18 protein-coding genes are annotated in these 21,528 nt (G+C 70.2%); 13 read left to right on the forward strand and 5 right to left on the reverse strand.

The window, feature by feature from the left end:
- Window positions 1–21 precede the first annotated feature (21 nt).
- The 12 genes from ACWDUM_RS03545 (at window position 22) to ACWDUM_RS03600 (ending at window position 14,135) form a co-directional block, all read left to right on the forward strand.
- A complete protein-coding gene (locus ACWDUM_RS03545) occupies window positions 22–876 on the forward strand; it encodes an MlaE family ABC transporter permease (protein ID WP_450132901.1) in 855 nt (284 codons plus the stop codon).
- Window positions 876–2,039 (forward strand): MCE family protein, encoded by a 1,164-nt coding sequence (locus tag ACWDUM_RS03550; RefSeq protein WP_450132902.1) that lies wholly within the window; start codon window positions 876–878, stop codon window positions 2,037–2,039. Before ACWDUM_RS03545 ends, ACWDUM_RS03550 begins: the two co-directional genes overlap by 1 nt.
- Entirely contained in the window at window positions 2,036–3,049 is a 1,014-nt protein-coding gene (locus ACWDUM_RS03555; RefSeq protein ID WP_450132903.1) for an MCE family protein, read from the forward strand. Before ACWDUM_RS03550 ends, ACWDUM_RS03555 begins: the two co-directional genes overlap by 4 nt.
- Window positions 3,046–4,101, forward strand: a complete 1,056-nt coding sequence (locus ACWDUM_RS03560) for an MCE family protein (protein ID WP_450132904.1) — start codon at window positions 3,046–3,048, stop codon at window positions 4,099–4,101. Before ACWDUM_RS03555 ends, ACWDUM_RS03560 begins: the two co-directional genes overlap by 4 nt.
- Window positions 4,098–5,291, forward strand: a complete 1,194-nt coding sequence (locus ACWDUM_RS03565) for an MCE family protein (protein ID WP_450132905.1) — start codon at window positions 4,098–4,100, stop codon at window positions 5,289–5,291. Before ACWDUM_RS03560 ends, ACWDUM_RS03565 begins: the two co-directional genes overlap by 4 nt.
- A complete protein-coding gene (locus ACWDUM_RS03570; RefSeq protein WP_450132906.1) occupies window positions 5,288–6,415 on the forward strand; it encodes an MCE family protein in 1,128 nt (375 codons plus the stop codon). The genes ACWDUM_RS03565 and ACWDUM_RS03570 overlap by 4 nt, the downstream gene beginning before the upstream one ends.
- Complete coding sequence (locus ACWDUM_RS03575) at window positions 6,412–7,593, forward strand: MCE family protein (RefSeq protein WP_450132907.1); 1,182 nt, start codon at window positions 6,412–6,414, stop codon at window positions 7,591–7,593. The genes ACWDUM_RS03570 and ACWDUM_RS03575 overlap by 4 nt, the downstream gene beginning before the upstream one ends.
- Window positions 7,594–7,696: 103 nt before the next feature.
- The gene (locus ACWDUM_RS03580) at window positions 7,697–8,842 is read left to right on the forward strand and encodes an alpha/beta hydrolase (protein WP_450132908.1); all 1,146 of its coding nucleotides are present in this window, start codon (window positions 7,697–7,699) and stop codon (window positions 8,840–8,842) included.
- Between the two features lie 46 nt (window positions 8,843–8,888).
- A complete protein-coding gene (locus ACWDUM_RS03585; protein WP_450132909.1) occupies window positions 8,889–10,178 on the forward strand; it encodes an oxygenase MpaB family protein in 1,290 nt (429 codons plus the stop codon).
- Window positions 10,175–11,479, forward strand: coding sequence for a homogentisate 1,2-dioxygenase (gene hmgA / locus ACWDUM_RS03590; protein WP_450132910.1), 1,305 nt, complete (start codon window positions 10,175–10,177; stop codon window positions 11,477–11,479). Before ACWDUM_RS03585 ends, hmgA begins: the two co-directional genes overlap by 4 nt.
- Before the next feature lie 54 nt (window positions 11,480–11,533).
- Window positions 11,534–13,021 carry an aldehyde dehydrogenase family protein gene (locus ACWDUM_RS03595; protein WP_450132911.1) on the forward strand — a complete coding sequence of 496 codons (1,488 nt, stop codon included), beginning with the start codon at window positions 11,534–11,536 and terminating at the stop codon, window positions 13,019–13,021.
- A 31-nt stretch (window positions 13,022–13,052) separates the two neighbouring features.
- Entirely contained in the window at window positions 13,053–14,135 is a 1,083-nt protein-coding gene (locus ACWDUM_RS03600; RefSeq protein WP_450132912.1) for a lipocalin-like domain-containing protein, read from the forward strand.
- Here ACWDUM_RS03600 and ACWDUM_RS03605 read toward each other — a convergent pair.
- From ACWDUM_RS03605 to ACWDUM_RS03625, 5 genes are all read right to left on the reverse strand, one after another.
- A complete protein-coding gene (locus ACWDUM_RS03605; protein WP_450132913.1) occupies window positions 14,128–14,622 on the reverse strand; it encodes a nitroreductase/quinone reductase family protein in 495 nt (164 codons plus the stop codon). The two genes, ACWDUM_RS03600 and ACWDUM_RS03605, sit on opposite strands and share 8 nt — an antisense overlap.
- An 85-nt stretch (window positions 14,623–14,707) precedes the next feature.
- Window positions 14,708–16,114 carry a wax ester/triacylglycerol synthase family O-acyltransferase gene (locus tag ACWDUM_RS03610; protein WP_450132914.1) on the reverse strand — a complete coding sequence of 469 codons (1,407 nt, stop codon included), beginning with the start codon at window positions 16,112–16,114 and terminating at the stop codon, window positions 14,708–14,710.
- Between the two features lie 24 nt (window positions 16,115–16,138).
- Complete coding sequence (locus ACWDUM_RS03615; RefSeq protein WP_450113317.1) at window positions 16,139–16,513, reverse strand: putative quinol monooxygenase; 375 nt, start codon at window positions 16,511–16,513, stop codon at window positions 16,139–16,141.
- A 189-nt stretch (window positions 16,514–16,702) separates the two neighbouring features.
- On the reverse strand, window positions 16,703–17,887 hold the full coding sequence (locus ACWDUM_RS03620) for an MFS transporter (protein ID WP_450132915.1): 1,185 nt from the start codon (window positions 17,885–17,887) through the stop codon (window positions 16,703–16,705).
- Entirely contained in the window at window positions 17,887–19,119 is a 1,233-nt protein-coding gene (locus tag ACWDUM_RS03625) for a cytochrome P450 (RefSeq protein WP_450132916.1), read from the reverse strand. The genes ACWDUM_RS03620 and ACWDUM_RS03625 overlap by 1 nt, the downstream gene beginning before the upstream one ends.
- Before the next feature lie 757 nt (window positions 19,120–19,876).
- On the opposite strand from ACWDUM_RS03625, the gene pgi reads away from it, so the two are divergent.
- Window positions 19,877–21,526 (forward strand): glucose-6-phosphate isomerase, encoded by a 1,650-nt coding sequence (gene pgi, locus ACWDUM_RS03630; RefSeq protein ID WP_450113319.1) that lies wholly within the window; start codon window positions 19,877–19,879, stop codon window positions 21,524–21,526.
- Window positions 21,527–21,528: the final 2 nt, after the last annotated feature.

Raw genomic sequence — 21,528 nt, forward strand, 5'->3', positions numbered from 1 at the left:
GCACAACCGACAGGGGGGTTCGTGGCGAGCATTCTGACGACCACTGCGACACATCGCATCAAGCGCGGGGCGCGGTCGGCGCTCCGGGCGGTCGACGACTTCGGCCGGCGTGCCCTCTTCTTCGCGGCGGCGGTGTGGTCGACCGGCAAGGCGTTGCGCCGGTACCGACCCGAGACCCTGAGGGCGATCGCCGAGGTGGGGCTCGGCACCGGACTGCTCGCCGCGGTCGGCGGCAGCGTCGTCATCATCGGCTTCATCACCCTGTTCGCCGGTGCGACCGTCGCGGTGCAGGGCTACCACTCGCTCGACAACATCGGCATCGACGCCCTCACCGGGTTCCTCGCCGCGTACGTGAACGTGCGGGTCGTATGTCCGGTCACCGCCGGGATCGGACTGGCGGCGACGATCGGTGCCGGCACCACCGCCCAGCTCGGTGCGATGCGGATCAGCGAGGAGATCGACGCCCTCGAGGTGATGGCGATCCGATCGGTCCCCTACCTCGTCGGCACCCGGCTGCTCGCGGGCCTGGCCACCGTCGTTCCGCTGTACGCCGTCGCGCTGGTCACCTCGTTCGTGTCGAGCCGGATCACCACCGTCCTGCTGCTCGGCCAGTCCGGTGGCGTGTACGACCACTACTTCTCGACGTTCCTCGTCCCCTCGGACGTGCTGTGGTCGTTCGTTCAGGTGATCGTGATGGCGTTCGCGGTGATGCTGATCCACACGTACTACGGCTACCACGCGAGTGGCGGCCCGGCCGGGGTTGGCACGGCGACCGGCCGCGCGGTGCGCCTGTCGCTGATCGCGGTGGTGACCGTGACCCTGGCCGTCGCGCTGGCGCTGTACGGCAGCGCCCGCGCGGTGCACCTGGCGGCGTGATGGCAACCAGATTCGCGGCAATCGTGTTGGCGGCCTTGCTCGTCGGTCTCGCCGTCCTGACCTGTGCGGCGTACACCGGAATCCTGGCCGCCGATCCGGTGCGGGTGTGGCTCGAGGTGCGGCGCGCCGGCCTGCTGCTCCAGAACGGGTCCCTGGTCAAGTACCACGGCGTCGAGGTCGGACGGGTGGTCGAGGTGTCCCGGGAGGAGCAGGGCGCGGTGGTCCGGGTCGAACTGGCCCCCGACGCCGCGACCGACGTCCCGGCCGGGGTCGGCGCCGACATCACCGCGACCACCGTGTTCGGTGCCAAGCAGGTCGTGCTCACCGATCCTGCCGTCGCGGCCACGGGCCCGATCGCCGACGGCGCGGTGATCCGCGCGGATTCGGTCACCGCCGAAACGAATTCGATCCTCGACCGGCTCACCGCCGTCCTCGACGTCGTCCAGCCGCAGCAGTTGCAGGCCACCCTGAGCGCCGCCGCGACCGCACTGCGGGGCAGGGGAACGGACCTCGGCCTGGCGCTGGACGACATCGACGCGGTGCTGGCCACGCTCGACCCGGCACTCGGAGCCCTGTCCACCGACATCTCCGCGGGCGCAGAGGTGTCCGGAACACTGGGCGACGTCGCCCCGAACCTGGTGGCATCGGCGCGGTCGGCGACCGTCACGGCCGACAGCGTGGTCTCGCACCGACAGTCCCTCGACGCTCTGCTGCTCGGCGTGATCGGTCTCGCCGACACCGGGACACCGGTGCTGGCCGACAACACGCGAGCCCTCACCGATGCCGCGTCACTGTCGCGTCCGACGACTGCGCTGTTCGCGGAGTACTCGTCCGGGTTGACCTGCTTCATCCAGGGCGCCGACGTGGCACGGGTCGGGGCCGAGAAGGTGTCCGGGGGCAACGGCCGGTCGATGCTGCTCAACAGCACCATCCTGTTCGGCGTCGACGCATACCGCTACCCGACCGACCTGCCGGAGGTGCGGGCGACCGGCGGACCCCGGTGCGGGGCGCTTCCGGAACTGACGGCCGCGGACGTTCCCGCGCCGTACGTCGCCGCGGACACGGGGGCGGACGTGTTCGGCCACGGTCGCACCGGCCCCACCGTCGACCCGAACTCGCTGCTGACAGTGCTGGTCCCAGGTCTGCCCGGCGGTGCACGATGACGGGCCGGGCGGTGGGGGTGGCGGTGTTCACCGTCGTGACGCTGGCGGTCACCGCCGCACTGGTGCTGGTGTTCGGCCAGTTCCGATTCCAGCCGACCACCGGGTACCGGGCGCTGTTCGTCGACGCATCCGGTTTGCATGCGGGCGATTTCGTCCGCATCTCCGGCGTCGAGTCCGGGCGGGTCCGCGACGTCACGATCACCCCGGACGGCGCTGCGCTCGTCGCATTCACCGTCGACCGGGCGGTCACCCTCACCGGCGACGCGTCCGCCGCGGTGCGCTACCAGAACCTCGTCGGCGACCGGTACCTGGAGGTCCGCCCCGGCACCGGCGCGGGCACCCTGCCCGGCGGGGCGACCCTGCCTCCGGAGCGCACCGAGCCGGCTCTCGACCTCGACGCACTGCTCGGCGGGTTCAAGCCCCTGTTCGGGGTGCTCGCGCCCGATCAGGTGAACGCGCTGTCCGGCGAGCTGATCGCGGTACTGCAGGATCAGGGCGGGACCGTGGAATCGGTTCTGGCGCAAACGGCTTCGTTGACCACGACCCTCGCCGACCGGGAGGAGGTGATCGGGCGGGTCATCGACAACCTCGACAGCACCGTCGAGACCCTGGCCGGCCGCCGCGACACCCTCGCCACCGCAATCGATCGGGCCGCGCAGCTGAGCAGCGGACTGGCCCGCGAGCGACAGTCCTGGGGCGTGGCGCTCGAACGGATCGACACCGCGGCCGGGGAGGTCGCCGACCTGCTCGACACGTCTCGCCCTCCGCTGCACGGCACCGTCGGCGAGTTGGGCCGCACGGCAGCGCAACTCGACAGTGGACGCGACACCCTCGACAGCGTGCTGACGCGACTGCCGGACACCTACGCGGCGCTGAGCAGGCTCGGCGTCTACGGCAACTTCTTCAACTACTACCTGTGCGCGTTGCGGATCAAGTACACCGGGCCCGACGGCGCCGATGCCACCACCCCGCTGTTCGGCCAGCCGACCGGAAGGTGTGGTCCCCGGTGAACGAAAGGTACCGGCAACGGAACACCCTGCGGCTGGGCATCATCGGCACCGTCGTCGTCCTCGCCGCGGTCCTGGCGGCCCTGCAGGTCCGGTCCCTGCCGTTCGTCGCGTCCGGAGCCGGCTACCGGGCCCTGTTCCTCGACACCGGCGGACTGCGGGTCGGTGACGCGGTCCGCGTCGCCGGTGTCGATGCCGGTCGGGTCACCGGAATCGAGATCGAGGGCGCTGCGGTCGCCGTGACGTTCCGTCTCGACGCCCCCGTCCGGATCGGCGACCGGACCCGGGTCGACATCGCAACCGCAACCGTGCTCGGCGCCAAGAACCTTCGGGTCACGCCGGGCGGCGAGGTGCCGCTGCGACCGGGCTCGACGATCGGCACCGAGTCCACCACGTCCCCCTACCAGCTGACCGAGGCGCTCGGCGACCTCACCGATCGGGCGGAGCGGATCGACACCGACCGGCTCGCGGAGTCGATGCGCGTCCTGACGTCGACCCTGCACCGCGTTCCGGACGACGTGCGGGCCGCGGTCGACGGCGTGGGACGACTGTCCGCGACGGTGGCCGAACGCGACGAGTCGCTCCGCGACCTGCTCGCCTCGGCCGAGAGCGTCACCGGCGTCCTGGCCGAGCGCAGCGGGCAGATCGACACGCTGCTGACCGACGCCACCGCCGTGCTCGGCGAGCTGCGGGAGCGTCGCGCCGTGATCGACTCCCTGTTCGACAGCGTCGCCGCGCTGTCCCGGCAACTGGACGGGCTGGTCGCCGACAACGAGGCGGCGATCGGACCGACGCTGACGTCGCTGCGGTCGGTGCTCGCGGTGCTGCAGACGAACCGGGCGTCCATCGCGACCGCGATCGAGCGGCTCGGTCCGTACATCACCGAGCTCGGCGAGGCGGTGTCGAGCGGACCGTTCTTCAACTCGTACATCCAGAACCTGATCCCGGGGCAGGTGATCGCCCCGTTCGTGCGGGCCGCCCTCGGGATGGGACCGGCGCCGGGCGAGAACAGCACCGTCAATCCCCTGTCCGCGCTGGACGGGGCACCACGATGAGCGACGCCGAGGCGAACGGAGAGGTCATGGAGCCGGTTCGCAGGATCCGCCGCACCTGGGTGGTGCTCGGAATCGTCGTCGCGGTCCTCGTCGCGGCCTCGTACCTGGTGGTGCCTCGGGTGACGACGATGGTCGTGGAGGCCGAGTTCACCGGCACCACCGGCCTGTATCCCGGGGACGACGTCCGTGTCATGGGGGTGTCCGTCGGCCGGATCGAGTCGATCCGGCCCGGTCCCACGGCCGCCCGGGTGCGGATGCGGATCCAGCGGTCCCAGCCGATCCCGGCGAACGCCGACGCGATCATCGTCAACCAGAGTCTCGTCTCGGCGCGGTTCGTCCAGCTGACCCCCGCCTGGACCGGGGGCGAGCGGCTCCGGGACGGGGACACGATCGGCCTGTCGCACACCGCGGTTCCGGTGGAGTGGGACGCGATGACCGCGCAGCTCGACCGGCTGGCCACCGCCCTCGGCCCGCCGGATGCCACGCACCCCGACACCGGACCGGCCGGGGACCTGGTCGACGCGCTCGACGCGACCCTCGGCGGGGAGGGCGAGAATCTGCGCACCACCCTCGCCCGGCTCTCCGAGGCGATGCGGATCCTCTCCGACGGCCGCACCGACCTGTTCGCGACGGTGCGCAACCTGCAGGTGTTCGTCGCCGCGCTGGCCGACAGCGATCGGCAGATAGTCGAGTTCAACGACCGGATGGCCACGGTCACGGAGGTTCTCGGCTCCGACACCGACACCATCGGGGCGGCGATCACGACCCTGGACACGGCGGTCGGCAACGTGACCCGGTTCGTCCGGGACAACCGGGACGCGGTCGGCGCGTCGGCCGACCAACTGTCCGACGTGCTCGCGACCCTCGCCGCGCAGCGCGACGGTATCGCGCAGATCCTGCACGTCGCGCCGACCGCGCTGGCGAACATGAGCAACATCTACCAGCCCGCCCACAACGCGGTGGTCTCCGCGTTGGCGCCCGACAACTTCGCCAATCCGGTCGACTTCATCTGTTCGGCGCTCGCGGCGGCGGAGCAGGTCGGTGCCGAGCGCGGCGCGGAACTGTGCGTCCAGTACCTCGGGCCGGTCCTGAAGACCCTCACGATCGACTCCCTTCCGCTGCAGTCGAATCCGACCCGAGGGGTGACCGCCCTGCCGGGTCAGGTCGTGCAGAGCGGAGACGGCGAATGAACAGGCTGGCCGGTGTGGCGCTCACCGTGGCCGTGCTGTGCACCGGGTGCGGGTGGCGCGGGGTGGAGTCGCTGCCGCTGCCCGCGACCGAGGGCCGCGGCGAGGGCGCGTTCACGGTGCGGATCGAGTTGCCGGACGTCTCGACCATCACACCCAACTCACGGGTACTGGTCGACGACGTGACCGTCGGGTCGGTCACCGACATCGCGCTCGGCGACGGGCACGCCGTGGTGACGGTCGGTCTGCGCGACGACGTGAACCTGCCCGCCAACGCGACCGCCCGGATCGGCCAGACCAGCCTGCTCGGCGCCACCCACGTCGAGCTGGCCGCGCCGACCGGGGAAGCGCCGGTGGGCCGGCTCGGCGACGGCGCGCGGATCGGGATCGACCGGGCCGGTGCATATCCGACCACCGAGCAGACGCTGTCCTCGCTGTCGCTGGTGCTCGGCGGCAGCGGACTGGCGCAGGTGCAGGAGATCATGACGGAGGTGGACGCCGCGCTGGGCGGCCGCGAGGACACGGTGCGCGACCTGCTCGGCCGGCTCGACACCCTGCTCGCCACCCTCGACGTCCAGAAGTTCGACATCGTGCGGGCGATCGACGGTCTCGATCGCCTGGCCGCCGAGGTCGCGGCGAATCGCGACGACGTGACCCGCGCGATCGACAGTCTGGCCCCGACGCTGGGCACCCTCGCCGACCGGCGCGAGGATCTGGTCCGCGCCCTCGACTCGGTGGGCCGGCTCGGGGCCGCCGCGACCACCCTGGTGACGAGCACCGGCGAGGACCTCACCGCGAATCTGCGTTCGCTGCAACCGGTCCTGCGTTCGCTGGCCGACTCCGGTCCGTCGCTCACCGAGTCGCTGAGATACCTGCTCACCTACCCGTTCCCGATCGACACCTACCGGAACGCGGTGCGCGGGGACTACGCCAACGGGGAGGTCACCCTCGACCTGCGGGCTGCCACCCTGGACAACGCCCTGCTGCTCGGGACACCGCTGGCGGGCCGGCTCGCCGGACCGGAGGGCGCGGTCGGTGCGCTGGCACCCGCAACCGCGATCACCCTGCCGGGCCTCGATCGTCTGTTCTCCCCGGCCCCGCCCGTTTCGCCCGGAGGCACGCCATGACCCGATCGATCCGCCTGCGGCTGCTCGCCTTCGGCCTGCTCGGCGTGGTGGCGATCGCGTTCGCCGCGGTGCGGTATGCGCAGTTGCCCGCGCAGGCCGGCGTCGGCCGGTACCACGTCACCGTGCTGCTGCCGGACGGGGCGGGACTGTACCCGCGGGCGAACGTCACCTATCGCGGCACCACGATCGGCACCGTCGCCGAACTGCGCGCCGCTCCGGGCGGGGCGCGGGCCGTCCTCTCGCTCGAATCCGGTGTTCCGGTCCCGGCGGACCTCGACGCCGAGGTGCACAGCATGTCGGCGATCGGCGAGCAGTACGTCGACCTTCTCCCCCGGTCGGCGGACGGGCCGCCACTGACGGAGGGCGCGGTCGTCGCGCGGGAGCGGACCACCGTTCCGCCGCGGATCGGCCCCACCCTCGACCACCTGCACGCGGCCCTGGCGTCGGTGGACCCGGGCGCCCTGCGCCGGGTGCTCGACGAATCCTTCACCGCCGTCGACGGAGCCGGGCCGGACCTGGCCGCGCTGCTGGCCTCGACATCCTCGTTCGCGGCGGCCGCCGCGGCCGATCGCGATGCGCTGACCGGCCTCGTCACGGACGCGGCCACCGTTCTCGACCCGCTGGCGGCGAGCAGTGCGCCGATTCGCTCGTGGGCGGCGTCCCTCGCGGATGTCACCGCGACCCTCGCCGGGGTCGATCCTGCTCTCCGATCGGTGCTCGAGCGTGGTGGCCCGGCGACGGTGGAGGCAACCGCACTGCTGGACCGACTGCGTCCGACTCTCCCTGTGCTGCTGGCGAACCTGACGAGCGTCGCTCAGGTGGCGCAGGTCTACGATCCGGCGATCGAGCAGCTCCTGGTGCTGTACCCGCCGATCATCGCGTCCACCCAGAGCGCGGGACTGGTCAACGCCGACGATCCGGGGCAGAACACCTTCTTCCTCGCGCAACTGAACGACCCCCCGCCCTGCACGACGGGCTTCCTGTCCGCGTCCGAGCGCAGGTCCCCGACCGAGACGGACACGGTTCCGACGCCGCCGGGCCTGTATTGCTCGGTGGCACCGGATGATCCGGCCGCGGTCCGCGGGGCGCGCAATCTGCCGTGCCTGGAGCATCCCGGGTACCGGGCCGCGACCGTCCAATTGTGCCGGGAGGCCGCCGAATCGGACGCCCCACGATGATTCCGAAAACACCTCTCCATACCATCGAGTACGGTATGGTTCGCGCTGTCAGCGCGCCGCGCATCCGTGTTCTACCGTCCGTCCCGGAAGGTGTGACCGAGCAGTGATCGTCGACCAGTTCCAACGCATTCCGTACGAGCCTGCCCGCGACGGCAGGGTGGAGATGCACTCCGGCCTGTCCCGCCACTATCCGACCCTGCACGCGAACCTCGTGGCCACCCAGGACCACGACCGTTCCGTCGGCATCGTGATGGCGCACCCGGCCTCGGACTTCCTGTCCCACTTCCTGCTTCGCGGGTTCGCCGACGCCGGGATTCCCGCACTCGGGGTGAACACCCGCTACAACTCGAACGAGCCGGCGCTCATCATGGAACGCGCCGCGCTCGACCTCGGCTCGGCGGTGCGCTGGATGCGTGAGCAACTCGGCTTCGAACGGGTGATCCTGCTCGGGTTCAGCGGCGGAGGCTCGCTCGCCGCCTTCTACCAGGACCAGGCGGAGAACCGGACCGTCACCCACACCCCGGCCGGCGACCCGAGCGGGTTCGCCGAGGCCGACATGCCCCCCGCCGACGCACTGCTGCTGATCGGCGCGCACACCGGCCGCGCCCACGTCCTCCGGCACTGGATCGACCCGGCGGTGACCGACGACGAGCAGCCGGACCGCACCGACCCGGACCTGGATCTGTACGCACCGGACCGGACCGCACCGCTGGACCGCGGATGGGTCACGAAATACCGGCTGGCGCAACTGGACCGGATGCGTCGCATCGACGCGTGGGCACTCGACCGGCTCGCGGAGCTGAACCGCACCGGCGAGTCCGACCACGGCTTCGTCGTGCACCGCACGGTCGCGGATCCCCGGTTCGTGGACGTCACTCTGGATCCGAGCGACCGCGCCGCCGGCAGCATGTACGGCGACCCGGCCCGCGCGAACACCGCCGCCGGCGGGCTGGCCCGGTTCGTCACGGTCCGCAGCTGGCTGAGCACCTGGAGCGTGGACCACAGCAACGCCGACGCCCTCCGCAACCTGCCCGGCGTCACCTGCCCGACCCTGGTGATGTCGCTGCTCGGCGACCAGGCGGCGTTCGCCTCGGAGTCGCGGGCCATGCACGCCGCACTCACCGGCGCGCCCGCGACCCTGATCGAGGTCCCCGACCTGAACCACTACCTGGTGGACCAGCCGCACGGCGTCGCACACGTCACCGGCGCGGTTCGCACCTGGCTGGCGGGCCACGGCCTCGCCGCCTGAATCCTCAACCAGCTCATCGAAAGACGATTCGCGGGAGCGAGAGAACATGGGCATTCACCCCGAGACGGACAGCACCACGACCGCGGTGCCACCGATCCGCGAGCAGCGCTGCCCCAGCGCGTTCACCTACTGGGACCGCAAGACCGGTCCACGCGTCCGGCGCGCCGAGCGGGTGCTGCGCCGCACCTTCGGCTACGAACTGTTCCCCCCGGACGAGCTGGCACATGCCTTCTGCGAGAGCCTGTTCCACGGCGACCCGCTGGCCGAGCACTTCGTCGACCAGGTGTACGGCGCCGACCCCGCGACCGGACGGGCACTGCTCGACCGGGCGCTGACCGAGGGCCTGGACTCGATCCCCGAGGCTCCCGAGAGCATGCGCGAGCTGTTCACCGAGTTCGAGACCGTCCCGGACTGGGTCGACCCGGTCCTCGTCGAGCGCGGCGCCGCCATCTGGCGGCGGTGGGGCACCATGCTGTTCACCGTCGCCGGCGGAATCACGCTGGAGATGTACACCGAGGCCGCGGTCGCCACGCCGCTCTCCCTCGCCGGCGGCTACGCCGGTGACAACGCGCTGCGCCGCTACCTCGAGACGTCCCGGTTCTGGATCGACGTCTCCGAGCCGGGCGCACTCCTCACCCCGGGTTCGGCGGGCCGCGCCACCGCGATGCGGGTTCGGGTCATGCATGTCGCGGTCCGGCGGCGGGTCGACGGTCACGCCGAGTGGGACACCGAGAAGTGGGGATACCCGATCAGCCAGGGCTACCAGATGTTGACCCTGCTCGGCGGCAGCACCGTTCCGGCACTGGCGCTCCGGCTCGTCGGCATCCACACCAGCCGCTCGGACATGACGGCGTTGCTGCACTTCCAGAAGTACATGGGGTACCTGCTCGGCGTCGACGTGCGCCTGTTCCCCGAGACCATCGCGGACTCGATGCGACTGAACGCCATGGTCTCCTTCAGCCGCAGCTACGACGCCGGGGTGCACGGCAAGGAGCTCATCGAGTCGTTCCCCGCCGCATTCGCGCCCCGACCGGAGCAGCGCGGACTGCAGCGCCTGCGCGCCCGCTACACCTACGGCATGTACAGCGCCTACACCACCCTGTTCATGAGCCCGGTGACCCGCGCCCGCTACGACATGCCGTCGCCGCTGCCGTGGATCCTGGTGGTCATCGCGCGCTGGCCGCTGCTCACCGCCGCCGAGTACGTCCGCCGCGTCTCGCCCCGGGTCGACCGGCTCTGGGACCGGATCACCTCCCGGCACCGCGAGAGCTGGTACCGCGCGCAGATGGCAGGCCGGGAGGCGGAGTTCCAGGCGCGCAGCGGATTGCGCCGATGACCACACCCATCGCCACCCTGGACTACCTGCACGGCTTCGGCAACGAGCACCACTCCGAAGCCGTGGCCGGCGCCCTGCCGTGGGGCCAGAACGGACCCCAGCACGCCCCGCACGGCCTGTACGCGGAGCAACTGTCGGCCACCGCGTTCACCGAGCCGCGCGGGCGGGGCCGCCGCACGTGGGTGTACCGGATCCTGCCGTCCGCCCGGCACGGGGCGTTCCGGCGCATCGCCGACGGGAACCTGCGTGCGGCGCCGCTGGCCGACGGGATCCTCGACGTCAACCGGCTGCGCTGGGACCCGATGCCGGACGCCGGTCCGGGCGTCGACTTCCTCGACGGGCTCTACACCCTCGCCGCGAACGGCGACGTCACCTCGCAGACCGGCATCGCGATCCACACCTACGCCTGCACACGATCGATGGAGTCGCGGTACCTGTTCGACCTCGACGGCGAGCTCCTGCTGGTTCCGCAGTCCGGCCGGCTCCGGGTCCACACAGAGGTGGGCATTCTCGACGTCGCCCCGGGCGAGATCGCGGTGATCGGGCGGGCGATCGGCTTCCGCGTCGAACTGCCGGACGGCGGCGCCCGCGGATACGTGCTGGAGAACTACGGCGCGTATCTCGCCCTGCCCGAACTCGGGCCGATCGGCGCCAACGGCCTCGCCCACCCGCGTGACTTCCTGTATCCCGTTGCCGCGTACGAGGACCGACCGGAGACGGTCGAGGTGGTGCGCAAGTTCGGCGGGCACCTGTGGGCCTGCGAACTCGACCACTCGCCCCTCGACGTGGTGGCCTGGCACGGCACCCACGGGGCCTACAAGTACGACACCGCCCGGTTTCACGTGATGAGTTCGGTGACCTGGGACCACCCCGATCCGTCGATCTTCACTCTGCTGACCTCCCCGTCGGGCCGCCCCGGTGTCGCCGACGTCGACGTGGTGGTCTTTCCGCCGCGATGGAACGTCATCGAACACTCCTTCCGCCCACCGTATTTCCACCGCAACGTGATGACCGAGTTCATGGGGCTGGTCACCGGCGTGCACGACGCGAAGGCGGAAGGCTTCGTGCCCGGTGGGGCGAGCCTGCACAACATGTGGGCGCCGCACGGCCCCGACTCGACGACCTACGAGGCGGCCGTCGCGGCCGACCTGACACCCCAGAAACTCGACGGCTCACTGCCGTTCATGTTCGAGACGCGGCGGCCGCTGCACGTCACCGACTTCGCCCACACCGCCGAGCACCGGCAGCCCGACTACGACTCCTCCTGGCGCGATCTGCGGCGCCACTTCCCGGCCTCCTGAATCAGTTTCCCCACAAGCAGTGCATCCCGATCGACCCGACGAGAGGACGAGCAGATGACCACCACCGTGCGCAACATCCCCGACTTCACCATGCCGGAACCGGTGCACCGGATCGGCGGTCGTGCCACCGCCGGTGACGGCGCCGCCACGTTCGTCTCCACCGACCCCACCACCGGCGAGCAGGTCGCCGAACTCGCGGCGGGCACCGCGGCCGACGTCGACACCGCGGTCGCCGCCGCCCGGGCCCAGTTCGAGGACGGCGAGTGGTCGAGGTTGCCCGCCGCCGAACGCGGCAAGATCCTCAATCGCGCCGCCGACCTGATCGAGCGGGACGCGCAGACCCTCGCCGCGCTCGAGGCCGTCGAGATGGGCAAGCTGTACCGCGACTCCGTCGCCGGCGACATCCCCGCCACCGCCGCGGTGTTCCGGCACTTCGCCGGGTGGGCGGACAAGCTGACCGGGCAGTCGGCCGCCCTGTGCGACATCGGCCCGCAGAAGCGCTTCGGATTCACGATGCGCCAGCCGCTCGGCGTGGTCGCCGCGATCACCCCGTGGAACAACCCCGCCGTCATCGCCGCCTGGAAGCTGGCGCCGGCGCTGGCCGCCGGCTGCACCGCCGTCGTCAAGCCGGCCGAGGACGCGTCGCTGTCGACCCTGCGTCTGGCGGATCTGCTCACCGAGGCCGGGCTGCCGGACGGGGTGGTCAACGTGGTCACCGGCCTCGGGCCCGAGGCCGGCGCCGCGCTGGCCGGACACCCCGGTGTGGACAAGGTCTCGTTCACCGGCAGCCCGCGGGTCGGACGCGGCATCCACTCCTACGCGGGCACCACGTTCCGGAAGGTGACGCTCGAATTGGGCGGCAAGTCACCGCAGTTGATCTTCCCGGACGCCAACCTCGAGGAGGCGCTGCCCTGGATCGCGATGGGCAACTTCTACCACCAGGGCCAGGTCTGCGCCGCCGGCACCCGGGTGATCGTGCACGAGTCCATCGCCGACCAGGTCGTCGACGGCCTCGTCGCCGCCGCCGAACAGGCCGTCATGGGCGACCCGTTCGCCGAGACCAGCACCATGGGCACCATCGTCAACGCCAAGCAGATGGACCGGATCGTCGGCTACATCGAGACGGGCCGCAGCGAGGGCGCCGAACTCGTCACCGGCGGCCGGCGCCTCGACGGGCCCGGGCTGTTCGTCCAGCCCACCGTCTTCCGCGGCCACAACGACCTGACCATCGCCCGTGAGGAGATCTTCGGCCCCGTCGCCACCGTGATGACCTTCCGCACCACCGAGGAGGCGGTCGCGCTGGCGAACGCCACCGAGTTCGGTCTGAACGCGATGATCTACTCCTCCGACATCGGCCGCATCCACTCGGTGATCGAGAAGCTGCGCGTCGGGATGGTGTGGGTCAACGGCTGGGGCGTCCCGGATCCCGCGCTGCCGTGGGGTGGGCGCGGCGGCAGCGGCATCGGCCGCGAACTCGGGCGTTCGGGCATCGAGGCCGACACCGAAGAGAAGACCGTCCACATCGGCTACACGGGATTGTGAGCCGATGACCGTCACCGAGAGGAACGCTCCCATGTCCCCCAGCGCGGGAACAGATCTGGAAATCACGGAGGCCTGGAACGGCCTCGACGGCGAGGACGACACCCTCACCACCGTCCTGCCGCGCCACAACGCCGCGCACCCGGTCCCGCGGAACCTGGCGTTCGAGCACTGGTACTTCGACGCCACCCTCGCCGACGGACGCACCGTCATCGCGTTCCTCAACATGCGCCGTCCCGAGGAACCCGCGGCGGTGGCGCGGCCGAACGTCGAGATCCTGATCTATCAACCGGACGGCACGCGCAGGCAGGTGCGCAAGCGGTTCCCGCGGTCGCAGGCGAGTGCGTCGATCCGCAAGTGCGACGTGCGGATCGGCGGCAACCATGCGCACGCCGAGTTCCCCGACGGCGGCCTGCCGGTGCACAAGGTGCACGTGTCCGAGGACGGCATCACGCTGGACCTGACGTTCGTGAACGAGCTGCCGAGCTGGATGCCCGGCGGCGGCGAGACCCGCTTCGGCAACACCGAGGTGTTCGGGTGGTGCGTCGGCGCTCCCCGCGCCGCGGTGACCGGCACCGTCACGATCGACGGCGTGAGCTCCGAGGTCACCGGGCGCGGCTACGCCGACCACAACTGGGGTTTCGGCGACATGACCAAGGTGATCGACCACTGGCACTGGGGACGGTTGTACGACGACGACTACTCCCTGCTGTTCGCCTCCGTCCTGACGCAGGAACGGCAGGGACGGCACCGCAGTCAGCCGCTGATGCTCGCCTACCAGGGCGAGGTCGTCCTGAGCACCGGCAAGGTCGTGCTGACCGAGGGGCCGCCGGTCTTCGACGACCGCGCGGGACGCACCCGACCCGAGTGGCTCACCCTCGAGGTTCCCGAGCGGCTGTCGCTGCGGCTCGACGTCGAGGAGGTGGTGCACGCGCACGACCTGCTCGACGACGTCCCGGTGGCCCGCACCCGGCTGGTGCGACCGCTTGCCCACCGGATCATCGGCCACCCCGGCTACTTCAGGTTCCTGTCGTCGTTCGAGTTGACGGTCGAGCGCGAGGGCACCACCGATGTGCGCCGCGGCCGGACCCTGCACGAGCTGGTCGCACTCAGCTGACGACGATGCGAAAGACCGGGTACTGCGCGGCGATCCGCTCGAACTCCTCGAGCGGGGCGTCGCGGTCCACCGGAAGGTGCGGCCGGGCTCCGGGGGCGAGGGCGAGGTAGCGGCGCAGGATCGGCGCGCGGGCATCCGGGGCGACCTCCTCGAGGCGCACCATTTCGCTTCGGCCACGCGTGAGCACCGCCCTCCCCTCGGCCGCGCGGACGTTGCGCACCCAGTTCGCGTTGTTGCCGAGCATCGACACCAGGTACCGCTCCCCCTCGTAGTCGGCCACCACCAACGGAAACGAAATGGGACGGCCCGTGCGTCGCCCGCGTACCTCCAGCGTCACCGCGCGTTTCGGTGACAGCACGCCGGCCGCGAACTGGAGCGCGGAGATCCGGTTGAGAGCTCGGGCCAGGTTCCCGGGCCGTCCGCCACGGTACATTCGACGCCGCGCCCGATACCGCCAGCCTCGAACCAGGCCTGTTCCCTCACCCATCGCCGAGTCCTCCCCTCCATCGTCCGGTGCACACTTCCGCGTCCCCGTCATCGTTGCGCGTCCCCGTCATTGTTGCGCGTCCCCGTCATCGGTGTGGTCGGACACCAGCAGACGCCGGGACCGGTTGCGCGAGTTCGTCGAGGGCGCTGCGCACCCCGCGGGCGAACACCTCCACGTCCGGGCAGCTGTCCTGGTCAGCGGCGGCAGTGAGGTTGAGCTGGCCGGCGTACGACAGGGCGGCGACCACCAGCGTCAGGTTGCCCATGGGCGGCAGCAGGGGGAAGACCTCCAGCAGCGGCGCGCCGGCGAGATACAGCCGCATCGGCGGACCGGGGACGTTGCTCACGACCAGGTTCACCGAACGCTGCCGCGGAAACAGCCGGTACCAGATTCGTTGGCAAGCAACGAATCTGAAGATCCCGCTGCCCGCCTCGGGGCGAGCCTTGCCCTTCCGTGCGCCGGTCTCTGTTGCGATCGACGTGAGCCGGCGCACCGGGTCCGGCTCACCGACCGGCAGCGGCACCATCATCCATCCGGGGGTGTTGCCTTGCGCTTCCCCGGGGCGCGCTTCGTGGTGGGAGATGGTCACCATCGCGCGCTGGACGAGCCCGTGGACATCCTCGCCGCGGCCGGCCAGCAGCTGGCGCACACCGCCGGCCACCGCGGTCAGCACCACGTCGTTGACCGTGGCGTGATGGATGTGGGCGAGGTGTTTGGTGGGGTCGAGGCGGGCGCGGACGACCGCCAATCGACGCTCCGGGCCCACGGGGCGGTTGAGGCTGGTCCGCGGGGCGGGCTTGTCGGTGAGCACCTCCCGCCAGGCCGGCAACGCGCGGCGCGCCAACCGCAGCGTTCTGCTCGGATGGACGAGGCCCGACCACCCGCGCGCCAGTTCCCGTCGCCGGCGTCGCAGGTTGTCGCGAAGCAGCTCACCGGTGGACGGGGCGGGTGTCGGCGTCCACGCCGGTGCACCCTCGACGGGCGCGTCGGCGGTCCGGTCGAGCAGCGCCCCGAAGGCGGCCATCGCGGCGGGGCCGTCGGCGAGGACGTGATGCAGCTTCAGGAACGCGCCGACCCGTCGGTCCGGCAGGCCGGGTAACAGCCACAGCTCCCACAGCGGCCTGGCGGGATCGAACGGTCGCCGGGCCAGCTGCCGGCATGTCTCCAGCAGCTGGTCCTGGCCCCCGGGCGCGGCGAGCGCACGGACATGGACGTGCTCGGCGACGTCGAAGGAGGGCGCGTCGACCCACAGCGGCCAGCCCAGACCGAGGCGAGGCCGGTACAGCAGCTGTCTGAAGCGAGGCACCAGGTGCATTCTCGGCTCGAGGTGTCGCCGAACCTCGTCGAGCCGGACGCCGCCATCCTCGTCGAGCAGGCTCGTGCCGTCGAGGACGGCGAGCCCACCGATGTCGGTGGACCAGCCGTAGTCGTCCCAGAGCAGCAGGAACAGGTCCGAAGCAGTCACCCGTTCCAGGAGCCGCCTCTCGGCCATGACCTCACGTCCCTTCCCCGTGGCCTAGACGGCCGCCGCGGTTCCGAGGCCTTGGAGGAACGAGTAGACGGCGATTCCTCCGGCGTGTTTGCGTGCGAGGTCCCTGAGCTCCTGGGAGACCTCGCCGAAGGCTGTCATGCGGTGGTCGTACGCGTACTTCTCGAAGAGGAGCGCCCGCGCGTCCATGATGTGTGTGTTGTGCTCGATCAGCGCTTCTCCGCTCGGGTACGTCTCGTGGACCTCGCACTCGGTTCCGTCCTCGCTGATGAACCAGTCGTAGCGAAGGGTCTGCGTGTCCTGCTCTCGGGTCAGCCGCATGATCTCGACCGCTTGAGCCTTGAACCCTTCCAGTTGACCTGGACGGATCTTCAGGTGTGCGTGCAGTTCCAGATGTCCCATGACTCCTCCCGTCGTCGACTCCGGGTGTTGTCGTCGTGACCCCCTCTTCTTCACATCCTCGTCGTCCGGACGTCCTCGCGGCAGGGTCGAAGGTCCCCCGCACAGGGCCGACCGGCCTGACTGCCGGGGTCCGATTCGTGGAGAGGTCGCCGCGGTTGCGCCGCCGACGCGCACATGAACGCCGCGGCGTCAGACCGTTGTCCGCACCGGCGCCGTCCGTGCAGGCGCCGAAACCAGCACGACGCCGACGGCCGTCACGGCCGCACTCACCGCGGCCGCGAGACCCGCGGTCACCGCCGAACCGAGTGGCGCCTGTAGCGCGCCGGCGATCATGTAACCGACCGGCATGCACACATTGGCGAGGGTCGCACCCAGTCCCGCGACTCGTCCGAGCATCGCTTCGGGCACCCGCGTCGCCACGAGGACATCCGCCCAGACGCTGCCCACCCGAATCGCGGCTCCGACGAACAATGCAACCACGGCCATGACGGAGAACGGTGGATACAGGCTCAACGCCACGAGGCCGACGCAGATCGCCCCCTGCGCCAGCAGCGCCGACTGCGCTGTGCGAGACGGAATCCGCTTTCCCAGCAGGCTCGTGGCGCCGATGCCACCGAGCGCGAACAGCGCCATGATGTATCCCTGGGCGCCCGCGAACCATCGCTCGCTCGACCCAGCGTTGACGATCAGAAGCCAGGCCGGGACCGGTAGTGCGGTTTGTGCCGCAGACACCAGGATCACCGTGCGCAGCCAACGACATTCGCCGACGTAGCGGAGACCCGCACGCGTGTCCTGAACAATCCCTGTGGGCGGGTCCGTTCGCGACGGGCCCGGGGGGACCGCACCCGCGCACGTGGCACCCACGGCCACAGCCGCGACGAGCAGAATTGCCGACACCGCGGGTCCGGTGGCCGAGATCAGCAGTGCCGCTGCAGCGGGCGAAACCACTTGTACGGTCAGGCTCAACGAGTGCCAGATCGCCAGCCGGTCGGCCCGATCGTCGCGTGGCACCGAAAGATAAACCGCAGTCGTCGCGGCCGGCTGCGAGAGCCCACTACACACGCCCAAGGCGATCATGACGGGCAGAACGTGAAGTCCACCCGCAAGTGCAGGCAGTATGGCGATCAGCGCACCACGACCAGCATAGGTCGACAGGATGATCGCCCGTTTGTCGAGCCGGTCCGCCAACGTGCCGGCGATGACCCCGGCTCCGAGAATTCCGATGCATCGAGCACCGAATGCCAGCGAAAGCAGCGCCGCGTCTCCGCCGGCCGAAACAACCAACCCGGCCGTAATCACCACGATGGCGGAATCTGCGACCGGACCGGCGAGGAGGAAGACGAACCCCAGCCTGGACCGGAGTTTTCCGCGCATCACGTTCCTACCGGGACGTAGAACCTCATCGAGAAGCCCTCGGGGGTGAGAGTTCTGCGCTCGTTCACCTTCAGTTCGGCACCCGACAGCTGAATTCGCATCGTGGAGTTTCGGACGATCTCACCCAGGACGGTTGACAGCTCGCGTTCCGCGAACTTCGCGCCCACACACCATCGCGGCCCACCGCCGAACGGTATGAACTCGCCGCGCTGTGGCGCCGCATCGATCCACCGCTCGGGCCTGAAGTCGCCACCGGTCGGCGCGAAGGTGGGCGATACCCGGTGGGTGACCCAACTGGATACCATCACCACGCTGCCCTTCTTCATCTCCCAGTCCCCGAATCGGATGTCCTCGGCCGCGTCACGGCCCAGCATCCACGACGGCGGCCACAGGCGGAGCGTCTCGGACACGACGTGTCCGAGTGCGTCGGCACCGCCCTCACCTCGGAGCTGCTCTTGCACGGCGCCGCGTCCACCGAGCTCGACCATCCCCCACAGGATCGCCGCCGCCGGAACGCCGTGCGCGGCCAAGAGTGTCGAAATAACCATCTGCACAACGTCTTTGAATGGAAGAGATGCGCGTCGCAGGTCGTCACACAATCCGTCCGAGCCCGGCGCCCGCACCAGCTTCGCCACGACCGATTCGAGATTGCGCAGGGCCCTGCGGACCCGCAGATCGGAAGGCCGCCAGCGCAACCATCGGGGCAGGACGAATGGGCTCGCCGTGATCGGGAAGAGAGCATCGAGAAGTTCTTGTGCGAGAGGGGGTATCTCGTCGAAGTTCCGCGTTCCGAAGCAGTACCGACTGATGGACGCGGACGTGAGCACCTGCAATGTGTCGATCAGTTCGCGATCGTCGACCGTCCTCCCCAGCCAACCCCGGAGGATCGCGTGTGTGTCGTGCACAAGTTCGACCTGGTGGTCCTCGAGACGATCACGCGAAGCCAATGCCGCGGACGCCGCCTTGCGTGACGTCATCCACCGCTGCACCGATTCGGATCCGAGGTCGCCCGACACCTTGTTCCGGAGGAAATTCTGCGTCGACAAGAACTTGCGATTCGACCCGACGAGTACGTCGTGTACCTCGCGGTGACCCGAGACCAGGAAGGTTCCCGGCCAGAGTTCGACTATCGGCCCGAGTTCTGCGGCGTCGAGCAGAAAGGTCAGCCGCCCGCGATCGTACGTTTCCGCCAGTGCTGCTCGCGACGCCCCGAGGACTGGTGGCCTTGCCATGTGAAACTCCTAACGAGAGTGCGGGCGGCGAAACAAAGTCCACCGCCCGCACGTGTGAAATTCTCAGGACCATTCGTACATGCCCGGCGCTTTTCGCGGCACGAAGCCGACGAGCGCTGCGACGGTGAACTTGATGCGACGCATTTCCTCCACCTCCTTTCTGTGCTCGATGTGACATGAACAAGACTGCGCCGTCGTCGCGGGGTCCAGAAGCCGACCAAGGTGTGGAATCCGCTCACCCCCTGAGGTTTTCTCACCGGGTCGGCGCGTGAACGTGCAGCAGGACCAATCACCGTGTCACGCAGGATCACCGACAGCTGGTTGGCGGCGTGACCGACGGCGGTGCGCCAGGCCGCGCACACCGCGGTGCGCCGGAACTGACGGGGTCGACGCCGGACTGCGGGCGCGCGGCACCGCGCAGTCCGTACGCGACCACGAGCCCGACCAATGCCGGGATCTGTCGTCACAGATCGCCGTCGGCGCGGAAGACTGCCGAGGCATCCTCGAAGCACGCGATTGCGTGGCGAAGAGCGCCGGCGTACAGCCCCGCAGTCCCGGATCATGCCGGATTCCTTCACCGCCGCCGTCTCGACGGGGATTCGACTCCGCGCCCGACCTGCGGGCCTCCTCACGGCCGGGTGCGGCGAACCGACCGTGCGTACCAGGACCGCCGGAGCCGGGCCTGGTTCGATTCAGCCGCTCTCGATTGCCGACAGCACCCCAGCGCTCCCGATCCGCGGGCATTAGTGTCGAGTGCATGAGCCTCGACATCACCGCGACCTCGGCCTGGCAGAAGCTGCGCGCGCACCACGAGCTGGTCGCCGACCGGCACCTGCGCGAGCTCTTCGCCGAGGACCCGGAGCGGGGCCGCGAGCTCACCCTCACCGCCGGTGACCTGTACATCGACTACAGCAAGCACCGGGTGGAGCGGGAGACGCTGCAGCTGCTGGTCGAGGTGGCGCGCGCGGCCGGTGTCGAGGAGCGCAGGGACGCGATGTTGCGCGGTGAGCACGTGAACACCTCCGAGGACCGGGCGGCGCTGCACACGGCGTTGCGGTTGCCCCAGGACGCCGAACTGACCGTCGACGGGCAGGACGTGGTCGCGGACGTGCACAACGTGCTGAGCCGGATGGGTGACTTCACAGACCGGCTCCGGTCGGGTGAGTGGCGGGGCGCCACCGGCGAGCGCATCACCACCGTCGTCAACATCGGCATCGGCGGTTCCGACCTGGGCCCGGTGATGGCGTTCCGGGCGCTGCGGCACTACGTCGACGCCGGGGTCACCGCCCGGTTCGTCTCCAACATCGACCCCGCCGACCTGGTCGGCAAGCTCGCCGGCCTGGACCCGGCGACCACCCTGTTCATCGTGGCGTCGAAGACGTTCTCCACCCTGGAGACGCTCACCAACGCGACCGCGGCGCGGCGCTGGCTGGTCGACGCGCTCGGCGAGGACGCGGTGCCGAAGCACTTCGTCGCCGTGTCCACCCACGCCGAGCGGGTCGCCGAGTTCGGCATCGACCCCGTCAACATGTTCGAGTTCTGGGACTGGGTCGGCGGACGGTACTCGGTGGACTCGGCGATCGGGCTGTCGCTGATGTGCGTGATCGGCCGGGAGGCGTTCGGCGAGTTCCTGGCCGGCTTCCACACCCTCGACCGGCACTTCGCCGAGCAGCCGCTGGAATCCAACGCGCCGGTCCTGCTCGGCATGATCGGCCTGTGGTACTCGACCTTCTTCGATTCGGATTCGCGTGCGGTGCTGCCCTATTCGAACGATCTGGGCCGGTTCGCCGCCTACCTGCAGCAGCTGACGATGGAGTCGAACGGCAAGTCGGTTCGCGCGGACGGGTCGCCGGTGTCGACGCCGACCGGGGAGATCTTCTGGGGCGAGCCCGGCACCAACGGCCAGCACGCCTTCTACCAGCTGCTGCACCAGGGCACCCGGCTGTCGCCGGCGGACTTCATCGGGTTCGCCGAGCCCACAGACGATCTCGCGACGATCGACGGCGAGGGTTCGATGCACGACGTGCTGATGAGCAACCTGTTCGCGCAGACGAAGGTCCTCGCCTTCGGCAAGACGGCGGAGGAGATCGCGGCCGAGGGCACCGATCCGGAACTGGTGCCGCACAAGGTGATGCCGGGCAACCGCCCGTCGACGACCATCCTCGCGCCGAAGATCACCCCGTCCGTGCTCGGTCAGCTGATCGCGCTGTACGAGCACCAGGTGTTCGTCGAGGGCGTGGTGTTCGGGATCGACTCGTTCGATCAGTGGGGCGTCGAACTGGGCAAGGTCCAGGCCCTCGAACTGGAGCCGGTCCTGACCGACCCGGAAGCACCGGCGCAGCAAGGTGATTCGTCGACCGACACGCTGGTGCGCTGGTACCGCAACCGCCGCGGCCGGCAGGCCTGAGA

This window comes from Rhodococcus sp. NPDC003322 (genome assembly GCF_053589555.1).